This window comes from Gilvimarinus sp. 1_MG-2023, assembly GCF_030548285.1.
This window is the reverse complement of the sequence record NZ_JAUOSC010000002.1, coordinates 396,356-411,240: the sequence shown is the minus strand read 5'-3', so window position 1 is coordinate 411,240 and position 14,885 is coordinate 396,356. Positions and strand designations below refer to the sequence as shown.

Genomic DNA, 14,885 nt, shown 5'->3' with positions numbered 1-14,885 from the left:
CACCTGATAATGATAAAAATCTCGGCCGTTTTAGCGTCTGAAAACCAAGAGTAGGACTCCGGTCGTGGCCAGTAGCCAGCTCGCCGTGGGGACGAGCGTAAGACTTACCGGGTCGGCTTGGGCGGTAATATGGGGCCAGTATGGCAGCAAGCAGAGCGCTGCGCCGCTAAACGCGGCGATACTGGCCAGTGTGAGGCGGCGCCTGACACTGGCCCGACGGGCCTGCCTGGCCTGTAATTCACGCTGCTCGGCAAGCTCCAGGCGCAATTCATCCAGGTGCTGCACTTGTTGCAGGGCGTTAAACACCAAGTGCGGTACTTCGGGGAATTTTTCCATCCACTCTGGCCCGTAGCGCTTAAAGTCGGCCCAAAGGGTTTTGGGGTGAAAACGCTGTTTGAGCCAGCGCTCCAAAAAGGGGTGGGCGGTTTCCCACAAATTGAGGTCGGGATAGAGCTGGCGCCCCAAGCCTTCGATGTTGAGCAGGGTTTTTTGCAACAACACTAACTGCGGCTGCACTTCCATATTAAAGCGGCGCGCGGTGCGAAACAGGTTGAGCAGTACGTGGCCGAATGAAATCTCTTTTAAGGGGCGTTCGAAAATGGGCTCGCACACCGTGCGCACGGCGGCGGCCAACTCTTCGGTGCGGGTGTCTTCGGGTACCCAGCCGCTTTGAATGTGCAGTTCTGCCACTTGGCGGTAGTCGCGGCGGAACATGGCCAGCATATTGCGCGCTAGGTAGTATTGGTCGGCGCGGTTGAGTGAGCCGACAATGGCCATATCCACGGCGATGTATTTGGGTTGAGCGGGGTGCTCACGGGCGACAAAAATATTGCCCGGGTGCATGTCGGCGTGAAAAAAGTTGTGGTCGAATACCTGGGTGAAAAAAATCTCTACCCCGCGTTCGGCCAGTTTTTTCATGTCGGTGTCTTGTTCGCGCAACTGATCTAAATTGGTCACCGGAATACCGGAGATGCGCTCCAGCACCAGGACATTGTTGCGTGTGTAATCCCACATGACCTCGGGAATGTAGAGCAGCGGCGAGTGCAGAAAGTTGCGCCGCAACTGCGAGGCGTTGGCCGCTTCGCGCTGTAAATCCAGCTCGTCAAAAATGGTGGTGCGGTAGTCATCGACAATTTCGACCGGGCGCAAGCGCTTGCCATCGGCGCTGTGGTTTTCTATAAGTTCGGCCAATAGGCCGAGCAGGCTGGTGTCCTGCGCGATCACCCGCTCGATACCCGGGCGCACCACTTTGACCACTACTTCGCGGTTGTCGTGTAAAACGGCTGCATGGACCTGCGCGACTGAGGCCGAGGCCAGTGGCTCGCGATCAAACTGTTGAAAAATCGTATCGACGTTATCGCCCAGTGACTTCTCCACCAGTGCTAAAAACTCTTCTTTGGCAAAGGGCGGCACCCGATCCTGCAGTGCGCTTAGTTCGCGTACGATGTCTTCGGGGACTAAGTCGGGGCGGGTGGAAAGCAGTTGACCAAATTTAATAAAAATGGGGCCCAGGGCTTCCATTGCCAGGCGCAGGCGTTGGCCGCGGCTGTAATCACCACGGGGGATGATACTGAGCGGTAGCAATAATAAACGCAGCCACCAGGGCAAGCTCTGACGTGGCAGTAATAGATCCAGACGGAAACGCGCTAGGGTGGCAATGATTTTTATCAGGCGAAAAAAGCGGCTCATGACTCAGGGCTGTTCCTTAGGGTGAGCAAGACTTAGTTGGTCTACGCGCGCTTGCAAGCGATCGAGCGCCAAACGGGTTTGGTTAACATCATCGGCAAACAGGTCAAACTCGGTGCGGCTGAGCCCAGCGCCACTTTCCTCGCGTACATATTCGGCGCCTAAATGGGCGGCGCTCTGGGCGCGATCGCGACTCCACTGCATGGCCTGGCGAAAGCGCTGGGCGATAAAGTGCGCGGGCAGGGTGCCAATAGTGTCGGCCAGCCACATCTCCCAGTCTACGTCTAAGGTTTGAAAAATAGCCTGTAAATCGGCCAGCAGCTGTGGGCTACCCTCTAGGCTAACGCCGGTGCCATGCAGGCTGTGGGCATCGCTGGCGGCCGCGACTTTTAATAGGTCATTGGCGCTGCCGTGCAGTGCGCAGCTGACCGGGCCGTCGTAAAACTGGGCCAGTTTGAGCGTTTCGCCCGGCAGAATAAAAAGAGTGAGCGCAGGCGCCGTACAGTGAATAGCCAAACACTGGCCCTGCATAGCGGCTAAGCGCTGTCGGCTGGCCGGGTCGTAGGCGAGCGCTTTGTGCGTGATGGCCTCAAAGGCTACCGCCAGAGCGGCGATCGCGGTGCGGTCGAGCATCAGGGCTTAATCCCGGTGTGCAGCGCGACGATACCGCCGGTCATATTGTGATATTCGGTCAGAGCAAAACCGGCGTTATCCATCATGCCTTGTAAGGTGGCTTGATCCGGATGCATGCGAATCGACTCGGCCAGATAGCGGTAGCTATCGGCATCGCCGGTAACCCATTTGCCCATGTTGGGCAAAAGCTTAAACGAGTAGGTGTCGTAGGCTTTTTGCAGCAGCGGATTGCCGGGCTTGGAGAATTCCAGCACCAATAATTTACCACCGGGTTTGAGCACGCGCAGCATGGAGGCTAGCGCCAAGTCTTTATCGGTAACGTTGCGCAAACCAAAGGCGATGGTAATGCGGTCGAAGGTGTTGTCGGCAAATGGCAAGAATTGCGCATCGGCCTGGGTTACTTCGAGGTTGCCGGCCACGCCTTTGTCGAGCAGTTTGTCGCGTCCCACCTTGAGCATGGAATCGTTAATATCGGCCAGAATGACCAGCCCGTCTTTACCCACCTGACGGGCAAACTGGTAGGACAAATCCCCCGTGCCCCCGGCGATATCGAGCACCTTGTGGCCGGGGCGTACCGCGGCTTTTTCAATGGTTAAGCGTTTCCACAGGCGGTGTACGCCACCCGACATTAAGTCGTTCATCAGGTCGTATTTGCCCGCGACCGAGTGAAAAACCCCGGCTACCCGCTCGGCTTTTTGGTCGATGTCGACGGTTTCAAACCCAAAGTGGGTGGTTTTCTTTTCGCTCATAACTCGCCTGTGTTGGGCTTCTTTGTGGGGAGGCTATTGTACATTGACTGCGCCCGAGCGTCAGTTTTCTCTGGACGGTGTTTGTGAGGCGGCTTGAATCACCAAGGTGCGCGCCAGCTTGTCGTGCCAGCCCTGCTTTTTTGAATCAAAAGCGATCCAGATAAAGCCGAGGCCCAGCGGTATGAGGGATACATAGTAGCCCAGGTAGCGCACCGCCAGTTGCCAGCGCTGGGGTGGCTGCAGGCTTGCTGCATCGACAATGACCGCGCCCAACAGCATTTTACCCGGCGTTGCGGATTTCACCAGCCAAAACAACAGCGTAAACGCGGCCGGTACGCCATAGTTGAGCCAGGGGTTTTCGGCGCTCGCCATCAGCATATTGAGCCAGCTGCCCGAGTGTTGATACAGGCCAATAGCAAGGGCGATAAGCAAAGGGGTAATGACTAGCGAGTCAATGATAGAGGCGAGCAGGCGCAGGCCAAAGCCTGTGTAGGTCGGAGTTGCGGCGGCTGGAGTCGGGTCGGTCATAGATATCTCGTTTGTCAGTTTTGTCAGTCGGTCTGTCGCACTTGTGTCGCTATTGGCCAAGATCGGCAGTATAGCGCCCCGCCAGCCCTGTCGTTATGGGGGTTGACGCATTGGCCCTAAAGTTGCTCTACCCTTAGGGATGGGTGTTACACGATTTACTAGGAAAACATTATGACGCAATTTATCCCCGCTTTGCTTGGCGGTTTGTTAATTGGCGCTTCGGCGGTGGGCCTACTTTACTGGTTGGGCCGTATTGCCGGGGTCAGCGGTATTTTATGGGGTGCGCTTAGCAGCGCGCGCGATACGCTTTGGCGCTGGCTGTTTGTCGCCGGTTTGTTGATGGGTGCCTGGCTGGGGCATCGTTTGACCGGCGTCGCTTACCCGTCACCGAGTGAGTTGCCGCTATGGCAGGCCATTTTGGGTGGGCTGGTGGTCGGTGTGGGCGTAAAGCTTGGCAGCGGCTGCACCAGTGGGCACGGAGTCTGTGGCATTGGCCGCTTGTCGCCGCGCTCTATTGTCGCTACCGCAGTGTTTATGGCCACCGGTATTGTCGCGGTCTATTTGATTCGCCACGTCTGGTAAGGAGCGATTATGAAAAATGTATTGGCGTTGTTGTGTGGTTCGCTGTTTGGTGCCGGGCTGGCTATCTCTGGTATGACCGATACGGCTAAAGTGCTGGGCTTTTTGGATTTGTTTGGCGCCTGGGACCCGACTTTAATGTTTGTGATGGGAGGCGCGGTAGCCGCCACTGTGGTGGGTTTTCCCCTTGTGCTCAAATGTCGCAGCCCGGTGTGTGAAGACCGCTTTATGCTGCCGAGTAATCGCCAGATTGACGGCAAGCTGTTGGCCGGGGCCGCTCTGTTTGGTGTGGGCTGGGGCATTTATGGCTATTGCCCCGGGCCTGCGCTTTCGGCACTGGTGTATCTGGACGTCCAGACCTTCGCGTTTGTGGCGGCCATGCTGGTGGGAATGGCCTCAGTGGCGCTAGTGCAGAGACTTGCGCGCTAGCGCTCTTTAAGTTTGCGGTAGAGTGTGCGCACGCTGATACCCGCCGCTTTGGCGGCGGCTTTTTTGTCGCCGCCGTGTTCTTGCAGTAATTGTTCTAAGTGCCGCGCCTGCAGGGATTTAAAGCCTTGCTGCGCAGTTGGGTCAGATTGCTGGTGGTGGCGCTCGCAGGCGCGGTCGGCCGCGACCGATCGCTCCAGCGTTGCGATGCTGATGGTGCGGTCGGTTTCCAGCAAGCTGGCCCTTTCCAGTACGTTGCGCAATTCGCGAATATTGCCGGCAAAGGGATGATCCTGCAGCCATGCCTCCGCCTTGGCGTTAAGGGTTAGCTGGGGGTGCAGTTTGTGCAACAGGGCGCGGGCAATCAGCGGAATGTCCTCGCGCCTGTCGCGCAGCGCCGGCAGGCAAATCGGAAAGACATTGATGCGAAAGTACAGGTCTTGGCGAAACTGGCCTTCGGCCACCAGTGTTTTTAAATTTTTGTGGGTGGCACACACCAGACGAAAATTAGCCGCCTGGGGTTGCACGCTGCCAATGGGGCGATAGGTGCCGGACTCTATCAGGCGCAGCAATTTCACTTGTAGGTGCAGCGGAATATCGCCCACCTCATCCAAAAACAAGGTGCCACCTTGGGCCGCCTCTACCAGCCCCTGCTTGCGATAGCTGGCACCGGTAAAGGCGCCTTTAAGGTGGCCAAATAATTCACTTTCAAACAAGGTGTCGGTCAGCCCGGAGCACTCAACAGTGACAAAGGGTTTGTCGTGCCGGTTACTGGCGTCGTGTACGGCGCGCGCCGCCAGCTCCTTGCCCGTGCCGGACTCACCCAGTAGCAATACGGACGCATCGCTGGGGCCGACACGGTTAATTAAGTCCACTACATTGTTAAAGGCGGCGCTCGTACCCACCATTTTGCTTGTGGTGGTGTCGACGCTGGCGGTGGAGATCGGCTTTAACAGCTCGATAAAGTATTTGAGCTGGCCGTTATCACCCTTGATGGGAATCATCTGGACATCGACATGTTCGCGCCCGCGCGGAGTATTGTGAATGTGCAGCACTCGCTCCTTGCGCCCAGATTCCTTGCAGGCAGTCAGCGGGCAGGATTCGCCCGCCTGGTCGCAGGGGCGATCATAGCCGTGGGATACTTGATAGCAGTGTGGTGTACGATCTGGGTCTATCGCGCCGAAGGTGGAGGTGTATAAATCATTGGCGGCCAGTACCCGATACTCTCCGCTCATTAAAATAGCAGGGCAGTCGTAGCCCTCCAGCATACGGGCTATATCCTGAGTGGTGTCGCGAGCGATTATCTGCATTGTGTCAAACCTGACTGAATTTATGTCAATTATGGCAGAAGGCGGTGGGTTTTTCCTGCAGCTAACAGCGAGAATAGTTAAAGTCTATGAAAATCAAAGAGTTGCTGTTTCATTTACGAGCCTGAATCTTGGCCTGAGGGTTGCAATATAGTTGTAGTAACGACACTAAACTGAATCAACAGGAGGCAAACATGGAAAAAGTCACCCTGCCCTTTGCGGCTAATAGGCAAGTTCATCCGGTGGTGATCGCCTTTTTTGATGAGCCCACCAATACATTTTCTTATATCGTTAAAGATCCGGATTCGGATTACTGCGCAGTGGTGGACTCGGTGATGGATATCGACTACGCCTCGGGTCGGACCAATTTCGATGGCGCGGATAAGATTATCGATTATATTCGCGATAACGGTTGGACATTGGAGTGGATTATCGAAACGCATGTTCACGCCGATCACCTATCGGCGGCCCCTTATATTCAGGGCGAGCTGGGAGGCAAGCTTGGCATCGGTAATCAAATCACGGTGGTGCAGGAAACCTTTGGCAAGATCTTTAACGAGGGCACCGAATTCGCCCGCGACGGCTCGCAGTTCGATCGCCTGTTTGCCGATGGCGATGCCTACACGATTGGCGGCATGACTGCCTACGCGATGCATACGCCTGGCCATACTCCTGCGTGCATGACCCATGTGATTGGTGATGCCGCCTTTGTCGGAGATACGTTATTTATGCCCGACGGCGGCACAGCGCGAGCCGATTTCCCCGGTGGCGATGCCAAAACACTCTATCGCTCCATTGCTCGGGTCCTGTCATTGCCCGATGATACGCGGCTGTTTATGTGTCACGACTATATGCCCAACGGCCGCTCGGTGGCTTGGGAGACCACAGTGGGAGAGCAGCGTGCGTACAATATCCATGTTAAAGAGGGTATTAGTGAGCACCAGTTTGTCGCCATGCGTGAAGAGCGCGATGCAACCTTGGGTATGCCCAAACTGATTTTGCCCAGTTTGCAGGTCAATATGCGGGCCGGTCACTTACCACCGGCGGAAGACAGCGGCCAGGTGTTTTTAAAAGTGCCACTTAACACGCTGTCGTAAATCAATCGATAATCATAAAAGGCGTCATCATATGAGCTATCAATTTCTGAGTTCGGACTTCGCTGTCAGTGGTCAAATTGACAGCAATACCCTAGCCGCTTTGGTTGGGCAGGGCTTCAGCGATGTTATTTGCAATCGGCCGGACGGTGAGTCTGACGAGCAGCCAAGTGCGGAACAAATAGCGGCGAGTGCAGCGGATTGCGGCCTGACTGTGCACTACGTACCCGTAATCCCCGGACAATTTAAAGCCGAGGATGCTATTAGTGTTGGCCGTATCATTGCCAGTGCAAAGGGGAAGGTGCTGGGTTATTGTCGCACCGGTAATCGCAGTAGCCATTTATGGGCAATCGACCAGTTGTTGCGAGGTGTTAATCAGTGCGAGCTGGAAGAACTGGGGCAGAGGGCAGGGTTTGACTTAAGCCAGGTGCTGACCTTGTTCAATCGGGATGACATTACAGAGAGTGAAGCGGCAGAAGTGTCTGTCTCTAAAACACCGGGCCGGCAATCGTAATGGGGGGCTTGTTGCAAACCATTGGGCGTTATTTGCCGATTCTGGATTGGTCGCGCACCTACACCAAAGCGACGCTGATGGATGACATGCTGGCGGCCAGTATTGTCACCGTTATGTTGATCCCGCAGTCGTTAGCCTATGCGCTGCTAGCGGGTTTGCCGCCGGAGGTGGGGTTGTACGCCTCGTTATTGCCACTGCTTTGCTACGGTTTGTTGGGCACCAGTCGCACCATGGCTGTGGGCCCCGTAGCGGTCGTGTCACTGATGACGGCAGCCGCAGTGGGTGGTTTGGGCTTGGCTAGCCTTGAGCAAAAGCTTGCCGCGGCCGCTGTCTTGGCTCTGGCCAGCGGTGGCTTCTTATTGTTATTGGGCTTGCTTAAGTTGGGCTTTTTAGCCAATTTTTTATCTCACCCTGTGATTGCCGGCTTTATAACGGCCTCGGGAATACTGATTGCTTTGAGCCAGGTGAAGCATTTGCTTGGGGCAAGTGTCGCCGGTGACACCTTACCGGAGTTGCTGGAGGGGCTATGGCTGGCCCGAAATCAAATCAATTTGGCGACGTTGTTGCTGGGAAGCGCAACCTTATTGTTTTTATTTTGGGTGCGCGCAGCGCTCGCCCCACTGCTGCAAAAGTGGGGCTTGAGCGCGCGCAGTGCTGCCATACTGGCCAAGACCGGCCCAGTGGTTGCGGTGGTCGCCGGGGTGGTGTGTGCCCGATGGTTTGACTTGGCTTCCCAGGGGGTGGCTCTGGTGGGTGAGGTGCCCGCGCGCTTACCTGCTCTGAGTTGGCCGCAACTGGATTGGGCACTGTGGCAGCAGTTAGCTGTGCCCGCCATCTTGATTGCGGTAATCGGTTTTGTTGAGTCGGTTTCTGTCGCACAAACACTGGCGGCCAAGCGGCGCCAGCGCATCGATCCCGACCAGGAATTAATGGCGTTGGGGGCGGCTAATATATCCGCCGGCCTCAGTCAGGGCTTTCCGGTTACCGGTGGCTTTTCCCGTTCTGTGGTCAATTTTGACGCCGGCGCACAAACGCCGGCGGCGGGTATTTTTACCGCACTAGGGATGGCGTTGGCGGTGCTGTTTTTAACCCCCGCGTTGTACTTTTTACCTAAAGCCACGCTGGCGGCCACCATTGTGGTGGCGGTTTTATCACTGGTGGATTTGTCGATTTTAGGCCGCGCCTGGCGTTTTTCGCGGGCCGACTTTCTCGCGGTCGCCTCGACCATTGTGATCACTTTGTTGGCCGGCGTGGAGTGGGGGGTAAGTGTCGGTGTGCTGAGTTCCATAGGCGTCTACTTAATAAAAGCCTCGCGTCCCCATTTGGCGGTGGTAGGTCAGGTGCCGGGCACCGAGCATTATCGCAATGTCGAGCGCCATCAGGTGATTACTCAGTCGCATGTGTTGTCCATTCGGGTCGATGAGAGTTTGTTTTTTGCCAACGCTCGCTTTTTGGAAGAGCAGATTTATCGCAAGGTGGCGGACAACCAGCAGATTCGCCACGTTATCTTGCAGTGCAACGCTGTGAATGCGGTGGACTTAAGCGCGCTGGAGTCGCTGGAGGCGATAAACCAGCGGCTGGCGGACGGCGGCATTAAGCTGCATTTGTCTGAGGTTAAGGGGCCGGTGATGGATCGATTGCAACGCAGTCACTTTTTAACGGCTTTAACTGGCAATGTTTATTTGTCACATCACCAAGCGGTAGCGGCGCTGGATGAGGAGGACTTTGTTATTTAAGCATTGAACTCTGAGTGGGCGGTCTGATCCAACAATCATACGGCGCTGGGCGAGGACAAAGGCCGGGTGTTATCATGCAACCCTGTTTGGCGTTGATCCTACCTGTGTTGTGCAACGTATTATCGACTGGGCCAGGTGTTATCGTCGTGTTTTCCCGGGCAGTCGTGAGTGTGTGGATTTCGCCTGCAATGCGCAACTCTTGCAAGTGCCTCTCGCCATTTATCATTTTTATAAGCAGGGTTTCGGAGTTATATGTCGCCAGCGTTTTCCCGCAGTTTGATTTTCGCTTTTTTGATGCCGCTCTGCGCTCTGGCCGCCACCCCCTCTCTCGAATTGACCGGTGCCGAAGGATCGCTGCGCGATAATATCCACGCTTATCTTGGTATCAGTGGGCAGGACTGCGAGGCGACCTCTTGGCGTTTAGCCTCTTACGCAAATCAAGCCGATACAGAAATACGGGATGCCGGCCGAGCTTTAGGCTATTACCAGCTCACGTCTCAAATGCAGATTGAGCAAACCGATGATTGTTGGGTGATGCAGGTAGAGGTGACACCCGGGCCGCGCGTTACTTATGTCAGTGTGACGGCTCAGCTTGAAGGTGAAGGTAAAACGAATGCTGCTATGCAGCGAGCGCTGGCATCCAACCCTATGGTGGAGGGTGGTTATTTCCATCACGGCCAATACGAAAGTTTTAAAAGTGCTTTGTTGCAACAGGCCAGCGTGCAGGGCTTTTTCGATGCCTCGTTTGTTAGTGCGCAAGCGCTGGTGTCTCAGCAGGATAACAGCGCCCGGGTCAGTCTGGTGTTGGACACCGGCCCGCGCTACCGTATTGGTGATATTTCTATTTCGCACGACATTCTCAGTCGCTCGTTAATCGACCGCTATGTGAATTTAGAGTCCGGCCAGGCGTATCGGTCCGGCGACTTGGTGGATTTAAAAAGTGAGTTTCAAGCCAGTCAGTATTTTTCTTCGGTGGCTGTAGAGCCGCAGTTGGATGAGCTGGCCGACGGTAAAGTACCTATCAATATTGATTTGCAATCCGGCGCTAAACACCACTATTTAGTTGGTGCCGGTTATTCGTCCGACACTGGGGCAAGAGTGCGTTTAGGTTATGAAAATCGATACATAAACGACGCAGGTCACCACTTAAACCTTAATGTAAATGCATCGGAGGTGATTACCACTTATCAGGTGGATTACTCTATCCCGATGTGGCGCCCAGCTTATCAGACATTACGCTTGTACACCGGTTTTAGCCAAGAGGATATTAATCAGAGTGTGAGTAATCGTTTGGCCAGTGGCGTCAATTACTCTAGCTGGAATAACAGCGATTGGTTTAATCATTATGGCTTGAGTGTAGAGGAAGAAGAATTCTATTTTGGTGACGGCCCCATCACGACATCGGAGCTGATCATTCCTATGTTTAGCACCACCTACACCACAACAACTGACAGTGTGAAGTACCCTCGGCGGGGCTGGAGTGTATTTGTTCGCTTAAAAGGCGCCAGTGAATCAACGGGTTCGAGCACTAACTTTGCACAGGCATTTGGCCGCTTCAAATTTATATTGCCCGCGGGGGAGGGGCGGTTGTTATTCCGACTTGATGGGGGCATAACCGAGGTTGATGATTTTTCGAAGTTACCTATATCGCAGCGTTTCTTTGCTGGTGGCGATGCCAGTATTCGCGGTTATGACTACAAAAATGTGGGGCCGCTCAACGACGATGATATCGTCATCGGTGGTTCGCGCTTGCTGACGGGCTCAATTGAGTACGACCGCAAAGTTTATGGTGATGTTGTCTTGGCGGCATTTGTGGATGAAGGCAGTGCTTTTAATGGAAGCTATGTCGAGTCCTATCGCGGTGTGGGGATGGGGGTGCGTTGGTTGTCTCCTGTTGGGCCAGTGCGTGCGGACATCGCCAAAGCACTTGATGGTCATAAAGGCTGGCGATTGCACTTAAGTGTGGGGCCGGATTTATGATTAAACGTTGGTTGAAGCGTGTCCTGCTGAGTGTTGCATTATTCTTAATGTCGACGCTGCTTATTATTGGTTCTGTGCTGGCGACTGAGCTCGGTACACACTGGTTGTTAACACAGGTGAAAAGCTTTACCGGTGTACAGTTTACCTACCAAGGTGGGGCTTTGATTCGAGGGGTGCGCTTAAGCGATGTTCGTTATCAAACGCCGGGCTTGGATCTTTCGATGCAAAAGCTCACGCTGGATTGGCATCCTAATAGAATTTTTTGGGGCGCACTGTATATCGATCAGCTCGATGTCCATGGTGTGGCAATAAAACTCAGTGCAACCGAGTCGTCGTCTGAGCCTAGTGCGCAATGGCCCGAACCAGACCTGCCGTTTAAAGTTATCTTAAAACAACTCAATGTCCGTGAGCTAAGTGTGCAAAGTGCCGAGGCCGATGCTGTTGTGGTTGATCATATCGCGGCTGAGGCAAGTTACGGCGTCGGCGAGCTTGACGTCAGGCGATTGCGTATCGAGATTGATAAGAGCCACATCCAGTTAGACGGGAGTGTTCAATTGGCCTTTCCCTATGCTTTGGATGCAAACCTTGAGTGGCAGTTGCCATCGCTTGACGCCGATGTTGAGTCTTGGCGTTCAAAGCTGCCAGAGATTGTGAACAATAATATCTGGCAAGGAGAGCTAACGCTCGGTGGTGACCTGCGCAATTTACAATATTCGGTGAATACCCGCATGCCGCTTGTTGCCAATTTATCGGGCGATTTAATGACGGCGGCGAGCCAACATAAGATCGAATTTAATCCTGAGCTGACAGCTCAGTTGAACTTGCCTGAACAACGTCTACCCCAATCGATTATTGACTTAGGTGAGCAGCAACCGGACTTAATAGCGGGCGAGGTTCAACTGCAAGGCTGGCTGCCTGCCTACCAAATAAACGCCGATGTTAATGCAAGCTTGCCCGAGCTCGACCCATTGCAGCTGCAGGTAAGCGCTAACGGTAACCTTGAGCGAATGACCGCGCAATTATTTGAGTTGTCCTTGGGGCAGGCGTCGCTGACGGCAACCGGCGAGCTAGGTTGGCAGCAAGGCGTTCGTTGGCAACTAAACGTGCAAGGTGAAAATATAAACCCCGGCGTATACGTCAGTGACTGGCCGGGCAATATTCAGTTTGCCTTGCAGTCGCAAGGGCATAAGACTGAGCAAGCCTTATCGATGTCGGCCAACATCGAAAATTTGGAGGGACGGCTTCGCTCATTAATGGTCGCGGGGGCAGGGCAGGTTGAGTTTGCTTCTGGCCAGTGGCAGATACAAAACCTAATGGCATCTCTGGGTGGTAATCAATTGAATATTGAGGGTGCTTGGGGGGAAACTGTTGAATTGACGGGGAATATTAACGCTCCATTGCTTGCGCAAATAGACCCCGCCCTCGGCGGTCAATTGCAAGCGAATGGTCAGCTGTCAGGAACATTTCCCAACCTAACATTTACCGGTGAAGCCAATGCAGAAAATGTTCGTTGGCAGGGATATTCGGTTGAGTCTTTACAGTTGCAGTCGGGCTCAGATGATGTAAGTGCTCAGTCTTTGAGGCTGCAAGCTCGCGCCCTTGGCATTAACTTAAATGGTCGAAAGTTACAGTCGGCATCACTCAATGCGCAAGGTGATGCCGGTCAGCATCAACTTGATCTAGAGCTGGAAACCAATCTCGATAATCAGCTGCAGGTCAGTGTGCAAGGTGCGTGGCAACAATCTCAGTGGGCTGGTAACTTGCAGTCCTTGCGCTTGCGCTCTCCCTATGTTGAAGATGTCACTCTAGCAGCACCAGCCGCCATTGAGCTTTCTTCTACCCAGGCATCACTGGAAGCCTTATGTTTGCAAATGCTACCTGCCAGTGATGCGGCTAACACTCAAGCCAGCAACAAGCTTTTGGCCGCCTGCTTTGAAGGGCGCTGGCAGACGGCCTCAGGTATAAAAGCGCATTTTAATTTGGAGCGCTTGGCGCTATCGCTGTTTGACCCCTGGGTACAAAAAGACATGAGTCTAGCTGGGTATCTGCACGGTGCTGGTGAAGTTGATTGGCTGGGTGATGAGAGCAAAGTGAGTGTCCACGTTGATTCTTTTGAGGCAGAAATAATTCACGTTGCCAGTAAAGGTAAGGCCGAGCGTTATAAGTTGGGTCAAATTCGAGCTGATATTCAAGGCGACGACACCTCCATAGTAGCTAAGGCAATAACCACGGTGGAGGGTTTTGCCGAGGTTAAAGCTCTGGCTAATTATGAGCTGGCCTCGGGTAAAGTCGAGGCCCAGTTGGATGCCAATGTTGATAACTTGCGACCCTTCATGGCGTTCGCCCCCGGGGTGAGAAATTTGCGCGGTGAGCTTATGGTTGACGCCAGCCTTAACGGGCTTTTGTCTCAGCCAGAGCTGGCACTTACTGTTGATCTTAACGAAGCCTCGATGGATTTGCCGCCCTTGGGTATTCAGTTATCAGCCGTTAATGCCAGTCTGCGCGGCGATCAAAATAGTTTAATGCTCGATGCCAGTGCCAGCCCTAGTGAGGGGGCTTTGAAGCTGCATGCTCAAGTGGAAAATCCATTGGGCAGTGACTGGAAAATTGATGGCGAGTTAAATGGCGAGCGTGCCAAAGTCGTTCAGTTGCCTGAATTAAATTTATGGGTCAGCCCTGACATCACCCTTGTCGCGTCTGAGCAGTCGGTGAACATCAAAGGTTCTGCCGCTATTCCTAAAGCAAAAGCGGTGATTAAGACACTGCCTACGGGGGCGGTTAAAGTATCGAATGATGTTGTGGTGTTGGATGATGAGGCGTCAACAGGCTCGAGTCTACCTATTAACATGAACCTGCAAGTTGCACTTGGGGATGAAATTGAGGTGGAGGCTAGCGGTTTTAAAGCGGGGCTGGGAGGGAAGTTAACCTTAAATAAAACGCCGACAAGAGCACTCTACGCCACAGGCGATATTGTTGTGCTCGATGGGAAATACGAAGCTTATGGTCAACAGCTTGCTATTGAGCGAGGCACGGTCTCATTTCAAGGTCCGCTGGACAACCCTGGGCTAAACGTCACGGCTACACGCAAAGTTGAGGATGTGGAGGTCGGTATCGTCATCGGTGGCACATTGCAAAAGCCAGCGACTGAAATCTATTCCAGCCCTCAGCAAACCGAAAGCAATGCATTGTCGATGTTGTTCACGGGCAAAAAACTGAATTCTGCCTCATCGGGTGAAGCAGGCATGTTGATTAATGCAGTAGCGAAATTGGGGGTCAAGCAGGGCCAATTCTTGGCAGATGACATTGCCAATAAATTTGGGCTGGATGAGTTGACCATCAAATCCGAAGACAGTGTTGATAACAGTCAGTTGTGGCTGGGGAAGTATTTGACGAAAGACATCTACATTCATTACGCCATCGGATTATTTGATAGTGTCTCGACTTTAGGGCTGACCTATTTTATATCCGATAATTTTCAAATTGAGGCAGAGTCTGGGGTGGTTCAAAGTGCGGATCTAATTTACACATTAGAGCGCTAACTCCAGTGAGATCGCCCTATATTGGGTTGGTAAAATATTTTGGTGCACACGCAAGCTCCAAAGTGGTGCTTATTGGTTGGGTTCAAATTATTGTCGGGTTAGTAGTGAGGCGTT

General features: G+C 53.6%; 12 protein-coding genes. 7 read left to right on the top strand and 5 right to left on the bottom strand.

The genetic code is table 11. From position 1 onward, the window contains the following. Window positions 1-30 precede the first annotated feature (30 nt). The 4 genes from ubiB to Q4563_RS04580 are packed head-to-tail and all read right to left on the bottom strand — an operon-like array spanning window position 31 to window position 3,596. Window positions 31-1,689 carry a ubiquinone biosynthesis regulatory protein kinase UbiB gene (gene ubiB / locus Q4563_RS04595; protein ID WP_303603752.1) on the bottom strand — a complete coding sequence of 553 codons (1,659 nt, stop codon included), beginning with the start codon at window positions 1,687-1,689 and terminating at the stop codon, window positions 31-33. Window positions 1,690-1,692: 3 nt separating this feature from the next. Beyond that, complete coding sequence (locus tag Q4563_RS04590; protein ID WP_303603751.1) at window positions 1,693-2,319, bottom strand: ubiquinone biosynthesis accessory factor UbiJ; 627 nt, start codon at window positions 2,317-2,319, stop codon at window positions 1,693-1,695. Continuing rightward, a complete protein-coding gene (gene ubiE / locus Q4563_RS04585) occupies window positions 2,319-3,068 on the bottom strand; it encodes a bifunctional demethylmenaquinone methyltransferase/2-methoxy-6-polyprenyl-1,4-benzoquinol methylase UbiE (RefSeq protein ID WP_215975989.1) in 750 nt (249 codons plus the stop codon). Before ubiE ends, Q4563_RS04590 begins: the two co-directional genes overlap by 1 nt. Before the next feature lie 60 nt (window positions 3,069-3,128). Further along, window positions 3,129-3,596, bottom strand: coding sequence for an RDD family protein (locus Q4563_RS04580; RefSeq protein ID WP_215975988.1), 468 nt, complete (start codon window positions 3,594-3,596; stop codon window positions 3,129-3,131). 171 nt (window positions 3,597-3,767) lie between these two features. Here Q4563_RS04580 and Q4563_RS04575 point away from each other — a divergent pair, with 171 nt between their 5' ends. Both Q4563_RS04575 and Q4563_RS04570 read left to right on the top strand, forming a co-directional pair. Continuing rightward, window positions 3,768-4,178, top strand: a complete 411-nt coding sequence (locus tag Q4563_RS04575; protein WP_215975987.1) for a YeeE/YedE family protein — start codon at window positions 3,768-3,770, stop codon at window positions 4,176-4,178. A 9-nt stretch (window positions 4,179-4,187) separates the two neighbouring features. Then, window positions 4,188-4,604, top strand: a complete 417-nt coding sequence (locus Q4563_RS04570) for a DUF6691 family protein (protein WP_215975986.1) — start codon at window positions 4,188-4,190, stop codon at window positions 4,602-4,604. On the opposite strand, the gene Q4563_RS04565 is transcribed toward Q4563_RS04570, so the two are convergent. Further along, window positions 4,601-5,911, bottom strand: coding sequence for a sigma-54 interaction domain-containing protein (locus tag Q4563_RS04565; RefSeq protein ID WP_303603750.1), 1,311 nt, complete (start codon window positions 5,909-5,911; stop codon window positions 4,601-4,603). The genes Q4563_RS04570 and Q4563_RS04565 overlap by 4 nt on opposite strands. A gap of 191 nt (window positions 5,912-6,102) precedes the next feature. Between Q4563_RS04565 and Q4563_RS04560 the strand changes: the two genes are divergently transcribed. The 5 genes from Q4563_RS04560 (at window position 6,103) to Q4563_RS04540 (ending at window position 14,771) form a co-directional block, all read left to right on the top strand. Next, window positions 6,103-7,005, top strand: a complete 903-nt coding sequence (locus Q4563_RS04560) for an MBL fold metallo-hydrolase (RefSeq protein ID WP_215975984.1) — start codon at window positions 6,103-6,105, stop codon at window positions 7,003-7,005. A gap of 31 nt (window positions 7,006-7,036) precedes the next feature. Beyond that, a complete protein-coding gene (locus Q4563_RS04555) occupies window positions 7,037-7,516 on the top strand; it encodes a TIGR01244 family sulfur transferase (RefSeq protein ID WP_303603749.1) in 480 nt (159 codons plus the stop codon). Beyond that, window positions 7,516-9,252 carry a SulP family inorganic anion transporter gene (locus Q4563_RS04550; RefSeq protein ID WP_303603748.1) on the top strand — a complete coding sequence of 579 codons (1,737 nt, stop codon included), beginning with the start codon at window positions 7,516-7,518 and terminating at the stop codon, window positions 9,250-9,252. Before Q4563_RS04555 ends, Q4563_RS04550 begins: the two co-directional genes overlap by 1 nt. Before the next feature lie 252 nt (window positions 9,253-9,504). Next, window positions 9,505-11,232 carry an autotransporter assembly complex protein TamA gene (locus Q4563_RS04545; RefSeq protein ID WP_303603747.1) on the top strand — a complete coding sequence of 576 codons (1,728 nt, stop codon included), beginning with the start codon at window positions 9,505-9,507 and terminating at the stop codon, window positions 11,230-11,232. After that, on the top strand, window positions 11,229-14,771 hold the full coding sequence (locus Q4563_RS04540; protein WP_303603746.1) for a translocation/assembly module TamB domain-containing protein: 3,543 nt from the start codon (window positions 11,229-11,231) through the stop codon (window positions 14,769-14,771). The genes Q4563_RS04545 and Q4563_RS04540 overlap by 4 nt, the downstream gene beginning before the upstream one ends. Window positions 14,772-14,885 lie beyond the last annotated feature (114 nt).

What these genes read in the sequence shown, in the direction of transcription:
- Q4563_RS04560 (WP_215975984.1), top strand. Translation starts at nt 6,103, where the DNA reads ATGGAAAAAGTCACCCTGCCCTTTGCGGCTAATAGGCAAGTTCATCCG.
- Q4563_RS04540 (WP_303603746.1), top strand. Translation starts at nt 11,229, where the DNA reads ATGATTAAACGTTGGTTGAAGCGTGTCCTGCTGAGTGTTGCATTATTC.
- ubiE (WP_215975989.1), bottom strand. Translation starts at nt 3,068, where the DNA reads ATGAGCGAAAAGAAAACCACCCACTTTGGGTTTGAAACCGTCGACATC.
- Q4563_RS04565 (WP_303603750.1), bottom strand. Translation starts at nt 5,911, where the DNA reads ATGCAGATAATCGCTCGCGACACCACTCAGGATATAGCCCGTATGCTG.
- Q4563_RS04550 (WP_303603748.1), top strand. Translation starts at nt 7,516, where the DNA reads ATGGGGGGCTTGTTGCAAACCATTGGGCGTTATTTGCCGATTCTGGAT.
- Q4563_RS04545 (WP_303603747.1), top strand. Translation starts at nt 9,505, where the DNA reads ATGTCGCCAGCGTTTTCCCGCAGTTTGATTTTCGCTTTTTTGATGCCG.
- Q4563_RS04555 (WP_303603749.1), top strand. Translation starts at nt 7,037, where the DNA reads ATGAGCTATCAATTTCTGAGTTCGGACTTCGCTGTCAGTGGTCAAATT.
- Q4563_RS04590 (WP_303603751.1), bottom strand. Translation starts at nt 2,319, where the DNA reads ATGCTCGACCGCACCGCGATCGCCGCTCTGGCGGTAGCCTTTGAGGCC.
- Q4563_RS04580 (WP_215975988.1), bottom strand. Translation starts at nt 3,596, where the DNA reads ATGACCGACCCGACTCCAGCCGCCGCAACTCCGACCTACACAGGCTTT.
- Q4563_RS04575 (WP_215975987.1), top strand. Translation starts at nt 3,768, where the DNA reads ATGACGCAATTTATCCCCGCTTTGCTTGGCGGTTTGTTAATTGGCGCT.
- ubiB (WP_303603752.1), bottom strand. Translation starts at nt 1,689, where the DNA reads ATGAGCCGCTTTTTTCGCCTGATAAAAATCATTGCCACCCTAGCGCGT.
- Q4563_RS04570 (WP_215975986.1), top strand. Translation starts at nt 4,188, where the DNA reads ATGAAAAATGTATTGGCGTTGTTGTGTGGTTCGCTGTTTGGTGCCGGG.